The 20,342-nt window shown below is 72.1% G+C and carries 17 protein-coding genes and 1 other RNA gene; 6 read left to right on the top strand and 12 right to left on the bottom strand.

The annotated features are described in order from the left end of the window. The first annotated feature begins 219 nt into the window (after positions 1 to 219). Both J4G33_RS08050 and J4G33_RS08045 read left to right on the top strand, forming a co-directional pair. Positions 220 to 2,373 (top strand): DEAD/DEAH box helicase, encoded by a 2,154-nt coding sequence (locus tag J4G33_RS08050; RefSeq protein ID WP_208055419.1) that lies wholly within the window; start codon positions 220 to 222, stop codon positions 2,371 to 2,373. A gap of 71 nt (positions 2,374 to 2,444) precedes the next feature. Continuing rightward, positions 2,445 to 3,095, top strand: a complete 651-nt coding sequence (locus J4G33_RS08045; RefSeq protein WP_243758776.1) for an LON peptidase substrate-binding domain-containing protein — start codon at positions 2,445 to 2,447, stop codon at positions 3,093 to 3,095. Between the two features lie 123 nt (positions 3,096 to 3,218). Here J4G33_RS08045 and ssrA read toward each other — a convergent pair. From ssrA to J4G33_RS08015, 6 genes are all read right to left on the bottom strand, one after another. After that, positions 3,219 to 3,586: a transfer-messenger RNA gene (gene ssrA / locus J4G33_RS08040) on the bottom strand. Between the two features lie 148 nt (positions 3,587 to 3,734). Next, complete coding sequence (locus J4G33_RS08035) at positions 3,735 to 4,160, bottom strand: hypothetical protein (RefSeq protein WP_208055418.1); 426 nt, start codon at positions 4,158 to 4,160, stop codon at positions 3,735 to 3,737. Positions 4,161 to 4,237: 77 nt separating this feature from the next. Further along, positions 4,238 to 5,317, bottom strand: a complete 1,080-nt coding sequence (locus J4G33_RS08030) for an extracellular catalytic domain type 1 short-chain-length polyhydroxyalkanoate depolymerase (RefSeq protein ID WP_208055417.1) — start codon at positions 5,315 to 5,317, stop codon at positions 4,238 to 4,240. Between the two features lie 131 nt (positions 5,318 to 5,448). Continuing rightward, on the bottom strand, positions 5,449 to 5,688 hold the full coding sequence (locus J4G33_RS17435) for a PTS transporter subunit EIIB (protein ID WP_208055416.1): 240 nt from the start codon (positions 5,686 to 5,688) through the stop codon (positions 5,449 to 5,451). Next, entirely contained in the window at positions 5,685 to 6,578 is an 894-nt protein-coding gene (locus J4G33_RS08020; protein WP_208055415.1) for a PRD domain-containing protein, read from the bottom strand. Before J4G33_RS08020 ends, J4G33_RS17435 begins: the two co-directional genes overlap by 4 nt. Before the next feature lie 141 nt (positions 6,579 to 6,719). Further along, positions 6,720 to 8,639: a beta-glucoside-specific PTS transporter subunit IIABC gene (locus J4G33_RS08015; protein ID WP_208055414.1), complete on the bottom strand. Its 1,920-nt coding sequence runs from the start codon at positions 8,637 to 8,639 to the stop codon at positions 6,720 to 6,722. A 264-nt stretch (positions 8,640 to 8,903) separates the two neighbouring features. Between J4G33_RS08015 and J4G33_RS08010 the strand changes: the two genes are divergently transcribed. From J4G33_RS08010 to ptsP, 3 genes are all read left to right on the top strand, one after another. After that, positions 8,904 to 9,548 (top strand): histidine phosphatase family protein, encoded by a 645-nt coding sequence (locus tag J4G33_RS08010; RefSeq protein WP_208055413.1) that lies wholly within the window; start codon positions 8,904 to 8,906, stop codon positions 9,546 to 9,548. A gap of 171 nt (positions 9,549 to 9,719) precedes the next feature. Next, positions 9,720 to 9,992: an HPr family phosphocarrier protein gene (locus tag J4G33_RS08005; RefSeq protein ID WP_208055412.1), complete on the top strand. Its 273-nt coding sequence runs from the start codon at positions 9,720 to 9,722 to the stop codon at positions 9,990 to 9,992. Further along, positions 9,989 to 11,692, top strand: coding sequence for a phosphoenolpyruvate--protein phosphotransferase (gene ptsP, locus J4G33_RS08000; protein WP_208055411.1), 1,704 nt, complete (start codon positions 9,989 to 9,991; stop codon positions 11,690 to 11,692). Before J4G33_RS08005 ends, ptsP begins: the two co-directional genes overlap by 4 nt. A gap of 58 nt (positions 11,693 to 11,750) precedes the next feature. Here ptsP and J4G33_RS07995 read toward each other — a convergent pair whose 3' ends face one another. The 5 genes from J4G33_RS07995 to ftsE all read right to left on the bottom strand — a co-directional run bounded on the left by J4G33_RS07995 (position 11,751) and on the right by ftsE (position 17,358). Further along, positions 11,751 to 13,700 carry a DUF2207 domain-containing protein gene (locus tag J4G33_RS07995; RefSeq protein WP_208055410.1) on the bottom strand — a complete coding sequence of 650 codons (1,950 nt, stop codon included), beginning with the start codon at positions 13,698 to 13,700 and terminating at the stop codon, positions 11,751 to 11,753. Then, positions 13,697 to 14,167 (bottom strand): SsrA-binding protein SmpB, encoded by a 471-nt coding sequence (gene smpB / locus J4G33_RS07990; protein ID WP_208055409.1) that lies wholly within the window; start codon positions 14,165 to 14,167, stop codon positions 13,697 to 13,699. The genes J4G33_RS07995 and smpB overlap by 4 nt, the downstream gene beginning before the upstream one ends. A gap of 79 nt (positions 14,168 to 14,246) precedes the next feature. Further along, positions 14,247 to 15,752 carry a M23 family metallopeptidase gene (locus J4G33_RS07985; protein ID WP_208055408.1) on the bottom strand — a complete coding sequence of 502 codons (1,506 nt, stop codon included), beginning with the start codon at positions 15,750 to 15,752 and terminating at the stop codon, positions 14,247 to 14,249. Positions 15,753 to 15,754: 2 nt separating this feature from the next. Next, positions 15,755 to 16,669, bottom strand: a complete 915-nt coding sequence (gene ftsX / locus J4G33_RS07980) for a permease-like cell division protein FtsX (RefSeq protein WP_208055407.1) — start codon at positions 16,667 to 16,669, stop codon at positions 15,755 to 15,757. Beyond that, positions 16,669 to 17,358, bottom strand: a complete 690-nt coding sequence (gene ftsE / locus J4G33_RS07975) for a cell division ATP-binding protein FtsE (protein WP_208055406.1) — start codon at positions 17,356 to 17,358, stop codon at positions 16,669 to 16,671. Before ftsE ends, ftsX begins: the two co-directional genes overlap by 1 nt. Positions 17,359 to 17,667: 309 nt before the next feature. Here ftsE and J4G33_RS07970 point away from each other — a divergent pair, with 309 nt between their 5' ends. Beyond that, on the top strand, positions 17,668 to 19,026 hold the full coding sequence (locus J4G33_RS07970; protein ID WP_208055405.1) for a ferredoxin reductase family protein: 1,359 nt from the start codon (positions 17,668 to 17,670) through the stop codon (positions 19,024 to 19,026). 159 nt (positions 19,027 to 19,185) lie between these two features. On the opposite strand, the gene prfB is transcribed toward J4G33_RS07970, so the two are convergent. After that, on the bottom strand, positions 19,186 to 20,295 hold the full coding sequence (prfB, locus tag J4G33_RS07965; protein WP_208055404.1) for a peptide chain release factor 2: 1,110 nt from the start codon (positions 20,293 to 20,295) through the stop codon (positions 19,186 to 19,188). Positions 20,296 to 20,342: the final 47 nt, after the last annotated feature.

The raw sequence follows: 20,342 nt of genomic DNA, 5'->3' as shown, positions 1-20,342 counted from the left end.
GGCGGCACGCTGGGCGTCGGTGACGTCAGCCGGCTGTGGATGCGTCATGATGTTCCCATCGACCGCGGCCGACGCTTCTGAGGAGAACGCCGACGGGGCAGGACCTGCCGCCGTCCGGATCGCTTGCCGCGCAGGCGCGGTTCCGCCGCCCGGCCGGCCCCGTGGCCGCGCTGCCATGTCCGACCGCCGTCGCGGCGTGGACATCGACGAGGAGGACATGTGGCACGACCAGGTCAGCGTGGGTCCGGTCGCGCGCGCACCCAGCCCGGCGGCTCGCGGCGCCGCTCTGCGCGTCCCACCGAGAAGGGGATCCTCCCGGTGCTCGCCGAGCTGGCCGGTGAGGTCGACAGCGCGGTGCAGCGGCCTCCCACGCGCCCGGCGGTGCGGACCAAGTTCCAGGTCGTGGCCCTGCTGGTGCGCGAGGAGCGCACCCGCGTCAAGGCCGACGCGGGTCAGACCGAGGCCCAGCGCACCAAGCAGCTCAAGCGGCTCGACGGCGTGGCGACGATGCTGGCCAAGACCGCCGCCCGGGACACCTCGTTGCTCGAGCTCCTCGCCGAGGACGCCCGGGTCTCCGACACGGCTCGCGCCTACAAGGCCACCGTGATGCGTGCCGGGGGTCTCGAGCCGCCCGAGGAGCCTGCGCCCACCGAGCCGGCCCCGCAGGCCGCCCCGGTGCCCGGCGCCGAGAAGCAGGTGGTCCCCCGCTCGGTCATCTCCCGCCAGCTCGCGAACCCTTTCCTCGCCCCGGACCACGAGGCCGCGGCCGAGCGCACCGCGACGCGGCCCCGCCGACTGGCGGGGTGGGAGCTCCTCGAGCCGCTGTTCCGGTCCTTCGAGCACGCCGCCACCGGCGCCCCTGCCTGCATGCCGCTGCCCGAGGCCAGCTCGGTGCCCGCCGCCCTGGGCCGGGAGCTGATGCCGCACCAGGCCCGGGTCGTCGCGGCCGCTGCCCGCGGTCATCGCACCTTCCTGCTCGCCGACGAGCCCGGCCTCGGCAAGACCGCCCAGGCCCTGCTCGCCGCCCAGGCGGCCGACGCCTTCCCGCTGCTCGTCGTGGTGCCGAACGTGGTCAAGACGAACTGGGCGCACGAGGTCGGGCTGTGGACCCCGCAGCGCCGCGCCACGGTCGTCCACGGCGACGGCGACGACATCGACGGGTTCGCGGACGTCGTGATCGTCAACTACGAGCTCCTCGACCGGCACGTCGGCTGGCTCGCCGACCTCGGCTTCCGCGGCATGGTCGTCGACGAGGCCCACTTCATCAAGAACAAGCGCTCCCAGCGCTCCCAGCACGTGCTGGCGCTCGCCGAGCGGATCCGGGCCCGTGCCGGTCGGCCGCTCCTCATGGCGCTCACCGGCACCCCGCTGATCAACGACATCGAGGACTTCCGGGCGATCTGGCAGCTCCTCGGCTGGATCGACGACAAGACCCCCCTCGGCCCGCTGATGGCTGCCCTCGAGGACAGCGGGCTCACCCCGGCCGACCCTGGCTTCTACGCCGCCGCGCGGTCCAGCGTGATCGACATGGGCATCGTGCGGCGCCGCAAGGCCGACGTCGTCGCCGACATCCCGGCCCGCCGGGTGGCGGACCTGCCGGTCGAGCTCGACGGTGCGGTCGGTCGTTCGATCCGCGCAGCCGAGGAGGTGCTCGCCCGGAGGCTGGTGCAGCGCTACCGGGCTGCCCTCGAGGCGCGCACGAGCGACGTCGTCGTCGACGGGATCGACCACGCGCTCGCCCGCCGGGTGGCAGCTGCAGAGCTCAAGGACTCGAGCTCGAAGGCCAAGGGCGAGAACGTCTTCACGATGGTCCGACGCATCGGCCAGGCCAAGGCCGGGCTGGCCGCCGACTACGCCGCGCAGCTGGCCCGCAACGTCGGCAAGGTGGTGTTCTTCGCCAAGCACGTCGACGTGATGGACCAGGCCGAGCAGACCTTCGCCGACCGCGGCATCCGCTACGCCTCGATCCGCGGCGACCAGACGCCCAAGGTCCGCGAGAAGAACATCGCCGCGTTCACGGAGGACCCCGAGGTCTCGATCGCCGTGTGCTCGCTGACGGCCGCGGGCGTGGGCCTCAACCTGCAGGTGGCCTCCAACCTGGTGCTCGCCGAGCTGTCCTGGACTTACGCCGAGCAGACCCAGGCCATCGACCGCATCCACCGGATCGGCCAGGCCGAGCCCGTCACCGCCTGGCGGGTGATCGCCGCGCAGACCATCGACGCCAAGATCGCCACGCTGATCGACAGCAAGTCGGGGCTGGCGGCCCGGGCGCTGGACGGAGCCGGCGAGGACGAGACCTCATCGACCGACGTGCAGCTCGACGCCCTCGTCGGCATGCTCACCGACGCGCTCGCCGCTGAGGGTGTGGTCTGAGGGACCGCTGGGCACGCACGGCCCAGCGTTTCGTCGCGCAGGGCTGATCTGGTCACGGCACGATGGCTGTCATGCCCGGTGAGACGCGTGAGCTGCCGATGTTCCCGCTGGGCTCCGTGCTGTTCCCCGGCATGCCGCTGCCGCTGCGGGTCTTCGAGCCGCGCTACGTCGCGATGCTCTCCGCGGTGCTCGGCGATCCCGAGCGCGAGTTCGGCGTGGTGCTCATCGAGCGCGGCTCCGAGGTCGGCGGGGGAGACGTCCGGTTCGGTGTCGGCACCGTCGCCCGGATCGCGCGGGTCGAGATCAGCGAGGGGACGCTCGAGCTGCTCGCGACCGGAGCCGCACGTTTCGAGGTGGTCCGCTGGCTGGAGGACGAGCCGTTCCCGCGGGCCGAGGTGCGCGAGCTCGAGCCCCTCGCGGTGGACGCAGCGACCGTGCCCGCCCTCGCCTCGGCTGAGGGTCTGGTGCGCGCGACCCTGACCAGAGCGAGCGAGTTCGTCGAGCTGCCGTGGGCGCCCGACGTCGAGCTGTCGCCCGACCCCTCCCATCGCATCTGGCAGGTCGCCGGCATCGCCCCCCTCGGCTCGCTGGACCAGTTCGCCATGCTCCGGTCGACGACCGCCGCGGAGCTGCTGGCCACGCTGGTCGAGGAGACGCAGGCAGCGGATGCCCGCTTCACCGCCAGCTGGGCGGATGACGAGCAGGACGACGACGCTCCGTAGGCCGGTCGAGGGGCGCAGCGGGCGGGACGCCGACGTCGTCGAGCACCGCGAGAAGGTAGCCCTCCGCGTCAGCGGATGACTACCTTCTCGCGAACACGATCTGCGCCGGGGCGCAGATCACAGGGGTGGAGGTGGCGGGAATCGAACCCGCGTCCGACGGCAGTGAACCAGGGCTTCTCCGAGTGCAGTCTGCTGTGCTTTTCTCGGCCCCAGCACTCACGCAGACGAGGTGCTGACGGGCTCAGTCACAGTGCAAGTCCCCGCAGCCCCTGTGACGCAGGCTGCGAGCAGTGGCTCTCTAGATGACGCCAGACACTGAGTCGAGAGCTACCTCAGGCTGACGGACTTCAGGACTCGCTCAGGCGGCGAGTGCGAAGTCGGTGCGCTTGGAATCGGCACCTATTGGTTTGCAAGGAGCGTTTACGAGATAACCTTGCATCCTCGACTCGCTTCTCCTGGATCGACAACCATCGTCGAAACCGATCACCCCCTGTGCAGTTGTCAAGCACTCGCTCCAGCAGCCGGAGCCGCGGGGTCGAGCAGTCCAACTCTACGCGACAACGGCCGCGGCGTCGCCGGTATTCCGGCGAGGGAGCCCGCCAGAGGTCCCCGACGACGCTGTGGCCTGCGCGACCACCCTCAGTGCTTGCGCCGCCGCGGTGTCAGCACGTCGAGCAGCAGGCTGCCGGCGATGCCCGCGAGCCACACGTCCTTGGCGATGGCCAGGCCGTCGGAGGTCGGGCGCACCGAGCCCTCCTTGGTCAGGCCCGGGGTCTTGAGGTACATCCGCAGCAGCCCGCCGGAGAACGCCCCCAGGGCCACGGCCACCACGCTCGTCGGGACGAAGGGCAGCAGCAGCGCGGTGCCGAGGGCGATCTCGGCGCGGGACAGGTTCTTGACGAACTCCTGCGGGTCCATGTCCGCGACCTCGGGGTACGTCCCCGCGGCCATGCCGTGCAGCCCCGCGGCGGTCTCCGCGTCGGCGTTGCGCTTGTTCAGGCCGGAGTCCAGGATCAGCGCCCCGGCGGCGAGGCGGCCGGGCAGGTGGGCAAGGCGAAGGCTCATGGTTCTCCTCGGGTCGTGACGGTGCGGCTCCGACGAACCTACGTCGGAGCCGCACCGGGCGCGCGTCGTCCCCGGCGTCAGCGGTCAGCGGTGAAGAACTCCCACATCAGCGCGTTCGCGGAGATCTCGTCCGTGGGGGTGCCGAGCACGGAGACGTACTCGGCGTGCAGGCCTTGGTCGCCGCCTGGCCAGACGTGACCCACCCCCTCCATCACGTGCTCGACGAGCTCGTTGCCCTCGCTGCAGCTCGTGTACGTCGCGGTCGTGATCGCTCCGCTGGTCTCCGTGGTGGGCTCGGCCTCGCAGCCGTTGATCTCGGCCCACCGGTCGGTGGCCTGCTGCGCGCTGTACCCCCAGTAGGGCGCGCCGCCGCCCTCGGCCGGGTTGATCGGGTCCTCGGTGCCCGTGAAGGCGATCACCGGGGTGCCGCTGGCCGGGTCGCACGTGGCGGCGTCCGGCTCGAGGCCGGTCTCGCTGTCGGCGGCCTCGACCGGCACCCCGGCCCGCAGCCCGACCACGGGGGCGATCGCGGCGAGCAGCCCGGGGTCCTCGCACGCGACGGCCGAGATCATGCGCCCGCCCCCGGAGTACCCCGTGGCGTAGACCTGCTGGGTGTCGACGCACAGGTCAGCAGCCACGGTGTCGACCAGCTCGGCGACGAAGGCACCGTCGTCCGGGGTGCCGGCCGGGGCGTCGGTCACGCCGGGCACGTTCCACGCCCACGTGCCCTCGTCCCCACCGGGCACCGAGCCCTGCGGTACGACGAGCACGAAGCCCTCGGCCTCGGCGGTCTCCTCGAGCAGGCTGATCTGCAGCAGCATCTCGGGGGTGTTGTTGGAGCCGTGCAGCGCCAGGACCGCGGGGGCGAGCGTCTCGCCGTCGTGCGCCTCGGGGACGTAGACCTCAGCGGTGCGCTCGACGCCGTCGACCACCAGGTCCAGGGTGCTGCGGCCCGGAGCCGGGGCCTCGCAGGCCACGGTCTCGGTCGCGTCCCCCTCGGGGGAGGTGGTGGGCTCCTCGCTCGCGCTGCAGGCGCCCAGGGCCGTCAGCGCAAGGACGCCGAGGGCCGCTCCGGTCGCCCGTCGCGGTGACGGGGCAGGGCCGGACGCCGTCGTCCCTGCGGTGGGGGTGGTGGTCTGCCATGGCGACATCGACATGCGGTGCTCCTTCATCTGGGCAGGGGGCATCGCAGCGGCACGGCCGGGCGGCCGACGCTGTGCTGCGTCCTGCTGTGGGTGGGTCGGGCTGGAGAGGGGGCAGAGAGGGTGGGCTCAGGCGGGACGGGCGCTCAGGTGAGCAGGGCCGCCATCTCGTCGTGGGTCGCGACCAGGTCTCGCCGCAGGGCGAGCTGGAGCTGCCCGCCCTGCCGCACGACGACGACGACCTCGGCCAGCTCGCGCAGGCCCGTCTCGTCGGCCGCGGCGTCCTCGTGCAGGGTCAGGCGCAGGCGGGAGTAGCAGTGGGTCAGGTCGCGGACGTTGGCGGGCCCGCCCGCCAGCCGGAGGATCTGCTCGGCGAGTGAGCTCACGCGGTGCCTCCCGCGGTGGAGTAGTCGCTCGGCGAGCCTGAGCCCGCCGCGGCCCCGCCCGCGGTGAGGCGGGACACGTGCAGAGCGAGGTACAGGCGCTCGTCCTCGGTCACGTCCCAGCCGAAGCGCTCGGTGAGCAGGGCGCCGATGCGGGTCGCGCAGGCGTAGGCGCGAGGGCGGGCGGCGCGGACCGCGTCGTGCAGGTCGTCCCCGGTGACGGGGCTCGGCGGGCCGCCCTGCTGCTCGCGGAGGAAGAGGTGGCGCAGGTGCGTGACGAACCGCGCGACGTCGAGGGACTGCTCGTCGATCTCGATGCCGTACTCGGCGCGGATGATCGCCAGGGTCTCGGTCAGCACCTCGGTCATGCGGACGGTCGTGCTCATGTCCGGTGCCCCGAACTGCGCGTTGACGAAGTGCAGGGCCAGGGGGATGGCCTCGAGGTCGGGCAGGCGCACGCCCCGTCGCTCCTCGATGATCCCCAGGGCCACCCGGCTGAACGCGACCTCGGCCGGGTACAGGTAGGGGACCTCCCACTGCAGGGGGTACTCGATCTGCGAGCCGTCCTCGGCCCGTCGCAGGGCGAAGCTGATGTGATCGGCCAGCGGCACCAGCACGTGCTCGGTCACGTGGTCGCCCAGCGCCTCGCGGCCCGCCCGGACGATCTCCTCGGTCACCTCGATGTCTGGGAGGGGGATCTCCTCGACGAAGGCGGCGATGCGCTCGGCGGTCTGCGTGCCGGTGGCCACGAAGGTGCGCTCGACCCGCTCGGTGTCGACCGCGTCACCGGCGTGGGCCTGGAAACCCAGCCCGCGGCCCATGAGCACGTGCTCCGCACCTCGCTCGTCCACACCGAGCACGACGTTGTTGTTGAAGACCTTGCTGACCTGCACGCGCCTCCTCCTTCGCAGCTCGCGTGAACGACAGGGACCATGATCCTCCTGGGCCCACCGGCCGGGGGAGCCGACAGGCCCAGGAGGGGATCAGGAGCCGGAGACGACGCGCGCCCCCAGCCCAGGGTCAGGGCAGCGGGATCACTGCACCACGGTCAGCACCGTGGACCCGAGCTGCACCGCACCGGGATCCGTGACGACGACGCTCGGCACCTCGCTGGTGTTGGTCACCAGCACGACGGTGGTGGGGTCGTAGCCCGCGTCCCGCACCCCGTCGAGGTCGACCGTGCCGAGCAGCTCGCCCTGGGCGACCGTGGCGCCCTGCGTGGCGGCCGTGGTGAAGTGCTGGCCCTTGAGCTGGACGGTGTCGATGCCGACGTGGACCAGCAGCTCGACGCCGTCGGCCGTGCGGATGCCGAAGGCGTGCGGCATGACGCTGACCAGCTCGCCCGCGACCGGGGCGTGGATCTCGCCCGAGGTCGGCACCAGGCCGACCCCCTCACCCAGGGCCCCCGAGGAGAACACCTGGTCAGGAACCTCGGCCAGGGCGATCACGCGACCCTCGAGCGGGGCCCCCACCTCGACCACCGCGGTGCGGGTCATCGTCGCGGTCCCACCACCCGCGGCAGCAGCACTGCCCGTGGCGGTCGCGGCGTCGTCGGCCGGGGTGTCGTTCGTGGCGACGTCCTCGGCGGGGACGGCTGCCGGGGCTGAGGCGGGCAGGTCCTTGAAGCCGAGGGTGAGGGTCAGGACGAGGGCCAGGGCGATGGCCACCCCGGTACCGATCAGCTGCATCGTGAAGCTGCCGACGTTGATCGTCGAGGTGATGGTGATGAGGCCCGGCAGGACGAAGCCCTCGGCGGCCGAGCCACCCGCGGCGGCGATGCCACCACCGACGGCACCGGCGATCACGCCGTAGACGAAGGGCTTCTTGAGGCGCAGGGTCACGCCGTAGATGGCGGGCTCGGTGACACCGGCGAGGAACCCGGAGACCGTGGACGGACCGGCGATCTGGCGCAGCTCGGCGTTGCGGGTGCGGATGAACACACCGAGGGCGGCAGCGGCCTGGGCGAGCACCGCGGCGAAGAGCGGGCCCGTCAGCAGCGAGTAGCCCTGGACGCCCAGGTCGTTGGTGATGATCGGGACGAAGGCCCAGTGCAGGCCGAAGATCACGAAGACCTGCCACAGGCCACCCATGAGGGCACCGCCCACGGCGGGGCTCAGGGACCACAGCGACTCGATGCCGTTGGAGATGCCCTGGCCGGCGTAGGTGGTGGCCGGGCCGATGGTCAGCAGGGTGAGCGGCACCAGCACGAGCACCACGAGCATGGGGGAGAGGAAGTTGCGCACGGTGCTGGGCAGCACCCGGTGCAGCCAGCGCTCGAGGTGGCTCTGCACCCACACGGCCACGATGATCGGGATCACCGAGGAGACGTAGCTGACCATCACCACCGGCAGGCCGAAGAAGCTCACCGGGTCGCCGGTGTTGAGGGCCATGATGTCCGGGTAGACGAGGGCTCCGGCGATGGCCATGGAGACGAACTGGTTGGCACCGAACCGCTTGGCCGAGGTCACCGCGAGCAGGATCGGCAGGAAGTGGATGAGCGCGTCCGAGGCCGCGTACAGGATCGTGTAGCTCTGCGTGGTGGCGTCGAGCCAGCCCACGGTCACCACGAGGGCCAGCAGGGCCTTGAGCAGACCGGTGCCCGCCAGGGCCCACAGGATCGGGCTGAAGATCGAGGAGATCAGGTCGATCGCGCGGTTGAGGATGTTGCCCTTCGGGCCCGCGTCGGCGGTCTGGGCGCGCTCGCCGGTCAGCGAGGAGATCTTGCCGAGCTCGGCGTAGACCGTCGGCACGTCGTTGCCGATGACGACCTGGAACTGGCCGCCGCTCTCGACCACGGTGATGACGCCGGGGGTGGCCTCGATGGCGGCCTTGTCGGCCTTGTCACGGTCGACGAGCTTGAAGCGCAGGCGGGTGGCGCAGTGCACCACCGAGCTCACGTTGGACTCGCCACCCACCCCGTCCAGGACGGCGGCCGCTGTTGCGTCGTACTTCACGATTCCTCCTTGAACCAGTCCGTTGAGCGACCCGCCTGGGCTGGTCCGGGCAACAAAAAAACCCAAGCTCGTGGGCCTGGTCGCTCGCGGGGGCGAGGACTCGGCCAGAGCTTGGGTTTTGCCTGGAGTGCAGTAACAATCCCAGAACCGGCGGGACGGCATGCCGTCCGGGAAGGGAACATAGCGCCGCGTTCACCCCGTGTCCACCCTCTGGTGCCAGCGCGCTCCGCCCCGATCCATGACCGGGGGCTAGCATCGGCGATCGTGCCCCCTGCTGACCCTGCCCTGAGCCCTACGCCGCTGACCCTGCACCTGGTGCGTCACGGACGCACGGTCTACAACACCGAGGGCCGGCTCCAGGGCTGGTGCGACTCGCCCCTCACCGAGGAAGGGCTCGACGGCGTCCGGGTCACTGCCGACCACCTGAGCGCCACCCCCTTCACGGCGGCCTACGCGAGCCCGTCAGGACGCACGGTGGCCACGGCCCGGGAGCTGCTCCGGCACCACCCGGACACCTCCTTGACCACGCTCGACGGGCTGCGTGAGTTCAGCTTCGGTGACTACGAGGCCACCCCCGAGGTCGAGCTGTGGGCGCGCATCGACCCGCACGAGATGTTCACCGGGGTGCTCATGGGCACCTTCGAGGGGCTGCCTGGCGGGGAGTCGTCCTCGGACTACCTGGCGCGCGTGAGCGCCGCCTTCGAGGAGATCGCCGCTGCCCACAGCGCGGGTGACCACGTGCTCGTGGTCGGTCACGGGGTCACCCTGATGGCCTACCTGGTGATGGTCCACGGCGCGGCCGTGGCGCCCCTGGCCAACGCCAGCATCTCCACCGTCGAGATCGACGCCGACGGCGGGCGGCGCGTGGTCCGCACCGGCCACGAGCCCGCGGCGCAGCTCCGTTTTTGACGCTGCTCCTGGCCGGGGCGTATAAAGCACATCACTGCCGAGGGTTGTTACTGATCTCGATCAGGCAAGACCTGGGATGTCGTCGTCGGGCCCGCCCGCGCCGCGTCCTGGGTCTTTTTTTGTCCCCACCACACGGGTGCGGACGCTCACGGACGACGGGGAGCAAGAACGGTGCTGCAACGACGAGCCACGATCAGGTCCAGCTCGGGTCTTCACGCCCGACCGGCCTCCCACTTCACCCAGGCCGTCGCGGCCACGGGACTCCCGATCACGATCGCCCGTGCCGGCGGTGAGGGCGTCCCGGCGTCGAGCGTGCTCATGGTCATGGGCATGGCCCTCGACCACGGTGAGGAGGTGGTGCTCGCCTCGGAGTCCACCGAGGCCGAGGCCGCCCTCGAGGAGCTCGTGGCCCTGCTCGAGACGGACCTCGACGCGGACTCATGAGCCTCACGACGAGCCCAGCCCTGACCGGACTCGGCGTCGGGCGTGGGGTGGCGGTGGCCCCCGTGGCCCAGCTGCGTCCCGCCCCCCGGGCCCCGCAGGACGAGGCCGCCCCGGCGGACGCCGACGCGGCAGCCGCCCAGGTCGCCAGCCTGCTCACGGGCCTGTCTGCCGAGCTCGCCGAGCGCAGCGCCCAGGCCGACGGCGCGCTGGCTGAGGTGCTGATGGCGACCTCGGCCATCGCGGCAGACCCCGCCCTCGCTGCCGAGGCTCGTCGTCGCATCGAGCAGGGCACCGGGCCCGCGACCGCCGTGACCGAGGCCGTCGCCGGGTTCGCCGCCACCTTCGCGGCAGCCGGGGGATACCTGGCCGAGCGGGTCACCGACCTGCACAGCGTGCGCGACCGCATCGTCGCGCGGCTCCTCGGGGCCCCCGACCCGGGGCTGCCCGCCCTGGACCGGCCGAGCGTCGTCGTCGCGGTCGACCTGTCGCCCGCGGACACCGCAGCCCTGGACCTCGACCTCGTCGCCGCGATCCTCACCGAGGAGGGTGGGCCGACCGGACACACCGCGATCATCGCGGGCCAGCTCGGCCTGCCCTGCGTGGTGCGGGCGGCGGGCGTCACGGAGCTGACCGATGGCACCCTCGTCGCGGTCGACGCCGCTGCCGGGACCATCACCCCCGAGCCCGACGCCGCGCTGCAGGAGTCCTACCGGCTGCGCGCCCAACGGTCGGCCGCCCTCGACGCCGACCAGGCTCCGGGGGCGACCTCCGACGGCCACGAGGTCGCGCTCCTCGCCAACATCGGCACCGTCGAGGACGCCGCGCGGGCCGGGAGCACCCCCGCGCAGGGCGTCGGTCTGTTCCGCACCGAGGTGCTCTTCCTCGGGCGGCAGACGGCACCGACCCTCGAGGAGCAGGTCACGGCCTACCGCGCCGTGCTCGAGGCCCTGGGCGACCGCAAGGTCGTCGTCCGCACCCTCGACGCCGGGGCGGACAAGCCCCTGGCCTTCGCCCAGCAGGGCACCGAGGAGAACCCGGCCCTGGGGGTGCGTGGCTACCGCCTCGCACGGACCCTGCCCGAGGTGGTCGGCACCCAGCTCGACGCCCTCGGCCAGGTGGCCCGCAGCCTGCCCGAGGCCGAGCGGGACCGCCTGTGGGTCATGGCCCCGATGGTCGCGACCCCGGCCGAGGCCCGCGAGGTGGCCGAGCGTGCCCGTGCCGCGGGGATCACCCGGGTGGGCGTCATGGTCGAGATCCCGGCCGCTGCCCTGCGGGCCGAGCAGATCCTCGCCGAGGTGGACTTCGTCTCCCTGGGCACCAACGACCTCGCCCAGTACACGATGGCCACGGACCGGCTGCGGGGTGAGCTCGCCGACCTGCTCGACCCCTGGCAGCCGGCCGTGCTCGACCTGGTCGCCGCCACGGCCCGCGGTGGACGTCAGGCCGACAAGCCGGTCGGGGTGTGCGGGGAGTCAGCCGGGGACCCGGTCATGGCCCTGGTGCTCGCGGGCCTCGGCGTCACGAGCCTGTCGATGTCACCCGGGAGCCTGGCGGCCGCCCGCTTCGCCCTGCGGCGGCACACCCTCGCCGAGTGCGAGGCCATCGCCACGGCAGCCCTCGCGGCCCCTGACGCCCCGGCCGGCCGCGCCGCGGCCACCGACCTGGTCGCGGCGGAGGTCCGGGAGACCCTCGGCCTCTAGCTCGGCTCAGACGCCCCGGCCCCCGTCGGCGGCGGTGCCGGGGGAGTGGGCGGCGGGGTCACCAGGACCCGCCGCCCCCTCCACCCACGCCGCCGCCCGAGAAGCCACCTCCGCTGAAGCCGGAGGAGCCCCCGGAGCCCGCGGTCGGTGCTGAGATCGCGGTGTCGGCGATGTGCGTGAAGGTCGACAGGTCGCTGCCCAGGGTCGCGGCCCCGGCCCAGAACCCGGCGTAGCCGTAGTGGCCGACGTACCAGGTGGGCTCGGGGAGCTCACGGCCCTGCGCGGCGAGGTCGGCGAAGACCTGCGCCCACCGCTCGGTCAGCTCGAAGGCCACCGCGAAGGGCAGGTACCGGCTGAACAGGTCCTCGCCCTCCTCGAAGCGCAGCTGGGCGGCCTCGGCCGTGGCGAGGTACTGGCGGAACCCCTCGGCCTGGACGAGCACCGCCGTGCCGCGGGCCGTCCGCGCGGGGGCCCTGCCCGTCGTCGCGAGCATGAGGAACCCGGGCACGACGGCGGCCAGGCCCACCAGGCCGAACGAGGTCCAGATGCCCAGCCCGACGGCCACCAGCACGCCGACGACGCTCAGCAGCAACCCGTGCAGGGCCCAGCGGGTGCGGGCCTTCTGCGGGTTGCCGCGGAACCAGCCGCGGTCGGTGACCTCGTCGTAGAGCTCGCCCTGGACCTTGGTCATCGAGGCGTGGAACCTCGTCCGCAGGTCGGCCAGGGTGACCTGGTCGCGGTCGGTGAAGATCTCCTCGAGGAGGGTCGTCTCGTAGGGCAGCAGGTCCGTCGCGGGCTGCTCGGTGCGGATGAGCCGCCAGTCCTTCTCGGCGTCCTCGTCGGCGGGGTCGGCGTCGGCGTCCTCGGCGGCCGCAGCGACCTCGGCCGGGTCGACCTGCTCGATGACCAGGTACCCGCGGACCGCGAGGTCGATGATCGTCGCCGTGACGTCGTGCGGGTCGGCCGTCTCGTCGACGAGGGTGCCCAGCTGGCCCGCATGCAGCCCGGCGGGCGGTGTGAGCTGGACGGCCGTCGGCCCGCGACGCCGGGGGCCGACGGCGTGCTCCTGGTCGCCGGCGGGCAGCAGCCCCGGGGTCAGACCGAGGAACTGCTCGTCCCGCCCCTGGCGCCGCACCCGACGCAGCACGAGCAGCACCCCACCGACGCCGACGAGCGCCGCGAGACCACCGGTCACGGGGGTGAGGGCGTAGGCGCGGCTGAAGGCCCACCGGTCGATGAGCACGGGCTCGACCCCGGCGAAGGTGCCCGGGGGGTAGGCGACCGCGACGGTGAGCGGGGTCCCGGCGGGGACCAGGTCGTGCGCGAAGCTCGCCCCGCCGTCGGCGGCGCGGGCGTCCTGGCAGGGGAGGTCCTCGGCGACCCCGCAGGCACCGTCCACGGGCTCCGCCGGAGCGTTGACCGTGACGGTGACGTCCTCGACGGGCAGGGCCCAGTCGGTCACGACGTTGAGGTAGAGCTCGTCACGCTCGAGGGCGCCGTCGGGCCACGGGTAGTCGGCGGCGTTGACCCAGCCCTCGACCTGGAAGGTCACCTGGTAGGAGTGCTCACCGGTGAGGATGTTCTCGTCCGGGTCACCGATGCGGATCTCCAGCCACCGGCCGTTCTCCTCGACGTCCACGTCGGTCGGGGCGGTCTCGCTCGTGGCCTGCACGTCGGTGATCCGGTAGACCCGGTCCTGCTCGTCGTCGAAACGCTGCTTGACCGGGTAGGTCAGGTACGGGCCGCGGTTGGGCTCGGAGCCGAAGTCCATGGTCAGGCCGAGGGTGACGGCGGCGAGCCCTTGCTCGTCGAGGTCGACCGTGAGGTCGTAGGCCGCGACGCGGTCGTCCTGCGCGGCGTCCTCGGACCCGGCCGCAGCGGGGGCGGCGCCGATCAGGGCGAGGGCGGCTCCGGCGAGGAGGGCGAGGGCTCCCCGCGCGGCGGCGCGGACGGGGTGCGGCGACGGGGCCGGGCTGGAGGGCGTGGTGGCGGGGCGGGCTGCCCTCACCGGTTCTTCCGCAGGCTCATCGCGGCCTGGGCCTCGCGGACCTCCTGGCGCTCGCGCAGCGCGTGGCGCTTGTCGTACTCCTTCTTGCCCCGGGCCAGGGCGATCTCGACCTTGGCCCGGCCGTCGACGAAGTACAGGGCCAGGGGGATGACCGTGTGACCCTTGCCCTGGGACTCGTGCTCGATCTCGACGATCTGGTGCTTGTGCAGCAAGAGCTTGCGCTTGCGCCGGGGAGCGTGGTTGGTCCAGGTGCCCTCGGTGTACTCGGGGATGTGGACCCCCTCGAGCCAGGCCTCACCGCGGTCCACCTGCACGAACCCGTCGACCAGGGAGGCGCGTCCGGCACGCAGGGCCTTGACCTCGGTGCCGGTCAGCACGATGCCCGCCTCGAACGTGTCGTCGATGTGAAAGTCGTGCCGCGCCTTCTTGTTGCTCGCGACGAGCTTGCGCCCTGTCTCCTTGGCCATCGCACCAGGCTAGGTGATCGGGGCGGCCCCCGGCTCCGCAATTCCCGCCGACGGCCGGCCGAGCTCTCGCGGGCCCGTCTCAGAAGAAGTTGCGCGGGTTCTGCGTCGACCCGTTGACGTACACCTCGAAGTGCAGGTGGCACGCGGTCGAGGTGCCGGTGGTCCCCGAGTAGCCGAGCACGGTGCCCGCGCTGACCTGCTGGCCAGCGCTCACGGCGAAGCGCGAGAGGTGGTTGTAGCTCGTCATGAGCGAGGAGCCGTTGTGGTACCCGTGGTTGACCATCACCTGGTTGCCGAAACCCCCGCGGTAGTAGGCCCACTGCACCGTCCCCGAGCCGGCGGAGATGATCGGGGTGCCGCAGTACGCGCGGAAGTCGGTGCCGGCGTGCAGGCGCAGGTCGCCATGGATCGGGTGCACGCGCCAGCCGTACTCCGAGGTGATGTACGGCGGGTTCATCGGGCTCGGGTAGCTGAGGACGGCCCCGGGTGTCCCGCCGGACGCCCCCCCGGCGGAGCCCCCACCGGATGATCCGCCCGAGGACGCGCCGCCGCCCGATGACCCGCCCGAGGAGCCCCCGGACGACCCGCTGCCGGCCGCAGCCTTCTCGGCGGCCTTGCGCCGGGCCTCCTCCTCGGCGAGACGCTTGGCCTCGGCGGCCTGCTCCTTGCGGATGATCTCCTTGAGCTCGCTCTCGAGGGACTTCTGCTGGCGCTCGAGCTGGGCCTTGTCGGCGAAGTACTGGTCGCGGGTGGCCTCGATCTTCGCCAGCTTGACCTGCTGCTGGTCGAGCAGGGTGTCGAGCTCGACCTTGCGCGCCTCGGCCTGCTCGCGCGCCGCCTCGGCCTCGACGACCTTGGCGTCAGCCTCGGCCTTGAGCCCGGTGATCTCCTTACGCACGGCCTCGAGGCGCACCTGGCGGTTCCGGTTGACCCCGTTGAGCTGCTCGAGGTCCCGCAGGGCCTGGGTCTGGGTGCGCAGGGCCGTCGTGGCCATGGCGGACTGGGTGACGAAGTCGTCGGTGTCCTGCGCGCCGAGCACGGCCGACAAGGAGGACGCCGTCATGTCGCCCTTGTACGCCTCGCGCGCCATCTGGCCGATCGCCGAGCGCGTCTGGTCGGTGCGGGCGTCATCCTCGTCGATCTTGGTGCTGATGCTCTCCTCGAGCACCTCGGCGTCCACGAGCCGCTCGGCGATCAGCGCGGCCTCGCGCTGCAGCTCGGCCAGGAGGTTCTCGGCCGTGGCGAGCTCGGCCTCGGCCGCAGGGATGCGCGCCTCGATGCCCTCGAGCTCGGCCTGGGTCGCGATGATGTCGGCGTCGGTGTCCTCGAGGTGGGCCTCGAGCTCCTTCATCGCCTCGTCGGTCGCGCGCTGCTCGGCCTCGGTCTTCTCGCGCTGGTCCTCGAGGCTGCTGGCGACGGCGGGACCGATCGGCGAGACCAGGCCGACGCCCAGCATCAGCGTGGCCAGCCCCCCGGCGAGGCCGGCTCGGACGCGTGCGGGCGAGAACCGCCGTCCTGCGGCGCGGGGCGCGCCCGACGGCGAGGTCCTCGCGGCGGGGCGGGCGGGGCGGGGGAGGGTGCGCATCGTCAGACCTTCGTGTAGCGGCTCAGGGTGACCACCGAGGAGATCGCCGCGAGGGCGATCGCGACGGCCACGAGCACCGGGGCGATCATCCACACCTCGTCGGTCCCCACGTAGGGGATGAACTGCACCGACTGGGCCAGCCAGTCCTCGACGAGGTACCTCATGCCGAACCACAGCCCGGCGACGGCCATGACCGCGCCGATGGTCGCGGCGATCGCCCCCTCGAGCATGAACGGCAGCTGGATGAAGAGGTTGGAGGCACCGACGAGCCGCATGATGCCCGTCTCGCGCCGGCGGCTCATGGCCGAGAGGCGGATCGTGGTCGTGATGAGCAGCACGGCGGCGAGCAGCATGATCCCCGCGATGCCCGCGGCCACGAGGCTCAGCCTGTTCATCACCAGGATCAGGGGCTCGACGACCGCCCGTGGGTCGCGCACGTCCTCGACACCTTGGCGGCCGGTGAACTGGTCGGCGACCACCTGGTACTGGGACGGGTCGACCAGGGCCACCCGGAAGGACGCCTGCATCTGGTCGGGAGTCAGGCCCTGGGCCCACCACTCGTCGGCGAAGCGCTCCTGGAAGGCGTCGTACGCCTCCTCCTGGCTCTCGTAGTAGGCCGCCTCGACGTAGTCCGCCATGGCCGGGGAGTCGAGCTCCTCGCGCAGGGCCTCGGTCTGCTCGTCGCTGATCTGACCGCCGGCGCAGGTCGGGACGTCGGAGTCCTGGGGGCACAGGTAGATGGTGACCTCGACCTGGTCGTACCAGTCGTCCTTCATCTCGCCGATCTGCAGCTGGAGCAGCCCGGCGGCGCCGACGAAGGTCAGCGACACGAAGGTCACGAGGATCACCGAGACGGCCATCGACAGGTTGCGGCGCAGCCCGATGCCGATCTCGGACAGGATGAACTGCAGTCGCATCAGCGAGCCGATCCGTAGACGCCGCGGGACTGGTCACGGACCATCTGGCCGGACTCGAGCTCGACCACGCGCTTGCGCATCTGGTCGACGATCTCGTCGTCGTGGGTGGCCATCACGACCGTGGTCCCGGTGCGGTTGATGCGGTCGAGCAGGCGCATGATGCCGACCGAGGTGGTGGGGTCGAGGTTCCCGGTGGGCTCGTCCGCGAGGAGGATCGAGGGTCGGTTGACGAAGGCGCGGGCGATGGCCACGCGCTGCTGCTCGCCGCCGGAGAGCTCGTGCGGCAGCCGCTTCTCCTTGCCGCCCAGGCCGACCAGCTCGAGGGTGTCCGGGACGGTGGTGAGGATGTGGTGGCGGGGCTTGCCGATCACCTGCAGCGCGAAGGCCACGTTCTCGAAGACCGTCTTGTTGGGCAGCAGCCGGAAGTCCTGGAACACGGCGCCGATCTGACGGCGCAGGTGCGGGACCTTCCAGGTGGACAGGGTCGAGAGCTCCTTGCCGGCCACGAAGATGCGGCCCGCGCTGGGCCGCTCCTCACGCAGGACCAGGCGCAGGAAGGTCGACTTGCCGGAGCCCGAGGCGCCGACGAGGAAGAGGAACTCTCCACGCTCGACCTCGAGGTCGATGGCGTCGAGCGCCGGGCGGGCGCCACGCGCATAGACCTTGGTGACGTTCTCGAATCGGATCACGGGTGCCGGCCACTCTCAGGGGGGTGTGGGTGCGGTGCGCGCCCCGACCACCAGGAGGTGGGCGTGGCTCACGCCGGGTCGAGAGTAGGCAGGCGGGGCCTCGCCCGCGCTCGTGACACGCCGCCAGCAGGGGGTGGACCCCGCAGGCGAAGGCGGACAAGTGGTCACAGAGCCTGACACCGGAGCTGCTGAGCGGGAGTCTGCCGAGATGCGGGGACCCTCCCAAGATGCGGTGACTCTCCCACGACGGCACGGTAGTGGACGACCCACGGGCCCGTTCGAGGCGCGGGGCCGGTATGAGGGAGGCGTATGGCGCAGGCAGCAGGTGGCGGGTCCTCGCGGGCCACGGGGGTCGGGGTCGCTGCGGGCGGGGCCGCCTGGTTCATGCTGTACCTCCTGGTCACGGTAGGGCCTCTGCTGGTCGCCGTGACGGCGAACCCGCCGCCCGGCCGAGACCTCTGGACGGAGATCTCCGTCGGGCTGGGGTTCGTGGGGCTGTCGATGCTGGGGCTCCAGTTCGCGGTGGTCAGCCGGTTCTCGGCGGTGAACGCCCCCTTCGGACTGGACGCCGTCCTCCAGTTCCACCGGGAGATCTCCTACGTCGCGATGGTCTTCGTCCTGGCCCACCCGACGATCATCTTCGTGACCCAGCCAGAGATGCTCGAGGTCCTCAACCTGGTCGAGGCGGACTGGCAGGCCCGGTTCGGGGTGCTCTCCGTCGCCGCGCTCCTGGTGCTGGTCGCCACCTCGATCTGGCGCCGTCGGCTGCGGCTCCGGTACGAGGTGTGGCGGGTGCTGCACGGCTCGCTGGCGGCGGTGGTCGTCGTGGCGGCCCTCGCGCACATCGAGCAGGTCGGGTACTACGTCGACGGGTTCTGGAAGCGAAGCCTGTGGATCGTGATGTCCGCGGCGTTCGTGACGCTGCTGGTGAACGTGTACGTCGTGCAGCCGTGGCGGGAGCGGCGCCGGCCCTGGGAGGTCACCTCGGTGACCCCGGCGCGAGGTTCGTCGTGGACGGTCGAGCTCCGGCCCGTCGGGCACGACGGCCTGCGCTTCGCCCCCGGGCAGTTCGCCTGGGTCACCTTCGGGCGCTCCCCCTTCGCGGTGCGCGAGCACCCCTTCTCGATCGCCTCCTCGGCCGAGGAGCCGGGGGCGGTGCAGTTCGCCATCGCCGAGGCCGGGGACTTCACCTCGACCGTGGGTGACCTCGAGCCCGGGACCCGCGCCTACCTCGACGGGCCGTACGGCGTGTTCAGCTACGAGCGGCACGAGGGCCCTCGCTTCGTCTTCGTGGTGGGGGGGATCGGCATCGCCCCGGTGCTGAGCATGCTGCGCACCCTCGCCGACCGGCAGGACGCCCGCCCGTGCCTGGTCGTCCTGGGCAACCCCACCTGGGAGGAGGTGCCGTACCGCGAGGAGCTCGAGGAGCTGCGCGGTCGGCTGGACCTCACCGTGGTGCACGTCCTGGAGGACGCGCCCGAGGGGTGGGAGGGCGAGACGGGGTTCATCGACGGCGACGTGCTCGACCGCCACCTCGGCGAGGGCTACGAGCGGTCGCGGTACTTCCTGTGCGGCCCCGTCCCCATGACCGACGCCGTCCAGGCCGCCCTCGCGGAGCGCGGTGTTCCGACCGACCATGTCCATCTCGAGCTCTTCGAGCTCGTGTGAGGAGGTGAGCAGTGCGACATCAGCTCGTGCGCACCGCGGTGTGGCTCATGGCCGGCCTGGTGCTGGCCGCTGTCCTGGTCTTCGCCGTGCTGGCGACCCAGAACTGAGGAGCCGGCGGACAGGTGGGCCGAGGGCGCACCAGCGGACGCCGGCGCGACCTCAGGTCTCGCTGCCGCCGCGGCGCCAGCGGATGCCGGCCTCGATGAACCCGTCGATGTCGCCGTCGAACACGGCGCTCGGGGTGCCGACCTCGAACTCGGTGCGCAGGTCCTTGACCATCTGGTACGGCTGCAGCACGTAGGAGCGCATCTGGTCGCCCCAGCTGGCCTTGATGTCCCCCGCGAGCTCCTTCTTGGTGGCCTTCTCCTCGGCCTGGCGCAGCACGAGCAGCCGGGACTGCAGCACGCGGAGGGCCGCGGCTCGGTTCTGGATCTGGCTCTTCTCGTTCTGCATCGACACGACCGTGCCGGTGGGGATGTGCGTGAGGCGCACCGCGGAGTCGGTGGTGTTGACCGACTGGCCACCCGGGCCCGAGGAGCGGAAGACGTCGACCTTGATCTCGTTCTCGGGGATGTCGATGTGGTCGGTCTGCTCGATGAGCGGGACCACCTCGACCGCAGCGAAGCTCGTCTGGCGACGGCCCTGGTTGTCGAAGGGGGAGATGCGCACCAGGCGGTGGGTGCCGGCCTCGACCGAGAGCGTGCCGAAGGCGTAGGGCACCTGCACCTCGAAGGTCGCGGACTTGAGGCCGGCCTCTTCGGCGTAGGAGGTGTCGAGCACCTGGGTGGGGTAGCCGTGGCGCTCGGCCCACCGCAGGTACATGCGCAGCAGCATCTCGGCGAAGTCCGCGGCGTCCACGCCACCGGCCCCCGCGCGGATGGTGACGACGGCCTCGCGCGCGTCGTACTCGCCGTTGAGCAGGGTGCGGACCTCGAGGGCGCCCAGGTCCTTGCGCAGGGACGCGAGCTCGTTCTCGGCGTCGGCGAGGGTGTCCTCGTCGGCCTCCTCGCGGGCCATCTCGACGAGGGTCTCGAGGTCCTCGATGCGCTGGTCGAAGCCCTCGATGCGCTCGAGGTCGGTCTGCGCGTGGGACAGCTCGGAGGTGACCTTCTGCGCCGCGGCGGTGTCGTCCCACAGGTCAGGGGCCGAGGCCTGGTCGGAGAGCTCGGCGATCCGGGACCGGAGCGCGTCCGGGTCGGTCACCGCACTGATGGTCCCGAAGGTGGTCCGCAGTGCGGCGATCTCGGCGGAGAAGTCGGTGGCTGCCACGGTGGTCGAGGTTACCTTGCGGCGGGCGCCCCACGGCGCCCGCGCGT

This window comes from Actinotalea soli (assembly GCF_017565425.1).
Lineage (GTDB): Bacteria > Actinomycetota > Actinomycetes > Actinomycetales > Cellulomonadaceae > Actinotalea > Actinotalea soli.
Note: the sequence above shows the minus strand (reverse complement) of the source record. Positions and strands in the feature narration are given on the sequence as shown.

Coding starts and splice junctions, on each gene's coding strand:
- J4G33_RS08045 (WP_243758776.1), top strand. CDS start 2,445: ATGCCCGGTGAGACGCGTGAGCTGCCGATGTTCCCGCTGGGCTCCGTG.
- J4G33_RS08035 (WP_208055418.1), bottom strand. CDS start 4,160: ATGAGCCTTCGCCTTGCCCACCTGCCCGGCCGCCTCGCCGCCGGGGCG.
- J4G33_RS08030 (WP_208055417.1), bottom strand. CDS start 5,317: ATGTCGATGTCGCCATGGCAGACCACCACCCCCACCGCAGGGACGACG.
- ptsP (WP_208055411.1), top strand. CDS start 9,989: ATGAGCCTCACGACGAGCCCAGCCCTGACCGGACTCGGCGTCGGGCGT.
- smpB (WP_208055409.1), bottom strand. CDS start 14,167: ATGGCCAAGGAGACAGGGCGCAAGCTCGTCGCGAGCAACAAGAAGGCG.
- J4G33_RS07985 (WP_208055408.1), bottom strand. CDS start 15,752: ATGCGCACCCTCCCCCGCCCCGCCCGCCCCGCCGCGAGGACCTCGCCG.
- ftsX (WP_208055407.1), bottom strand. CDS start 16,669: ATGCGACTGCAGTTCATCCTGTCCGAGATCGGCATCGGGCTGCGCCGC.
- J4G33_RS07970 (WP_208055405.1), top strand. CDS start 17,668: ATGGCGCAGGCAGCAGGTGGCGGGTCCTCGCGGGCCACGGGGGTCGGG.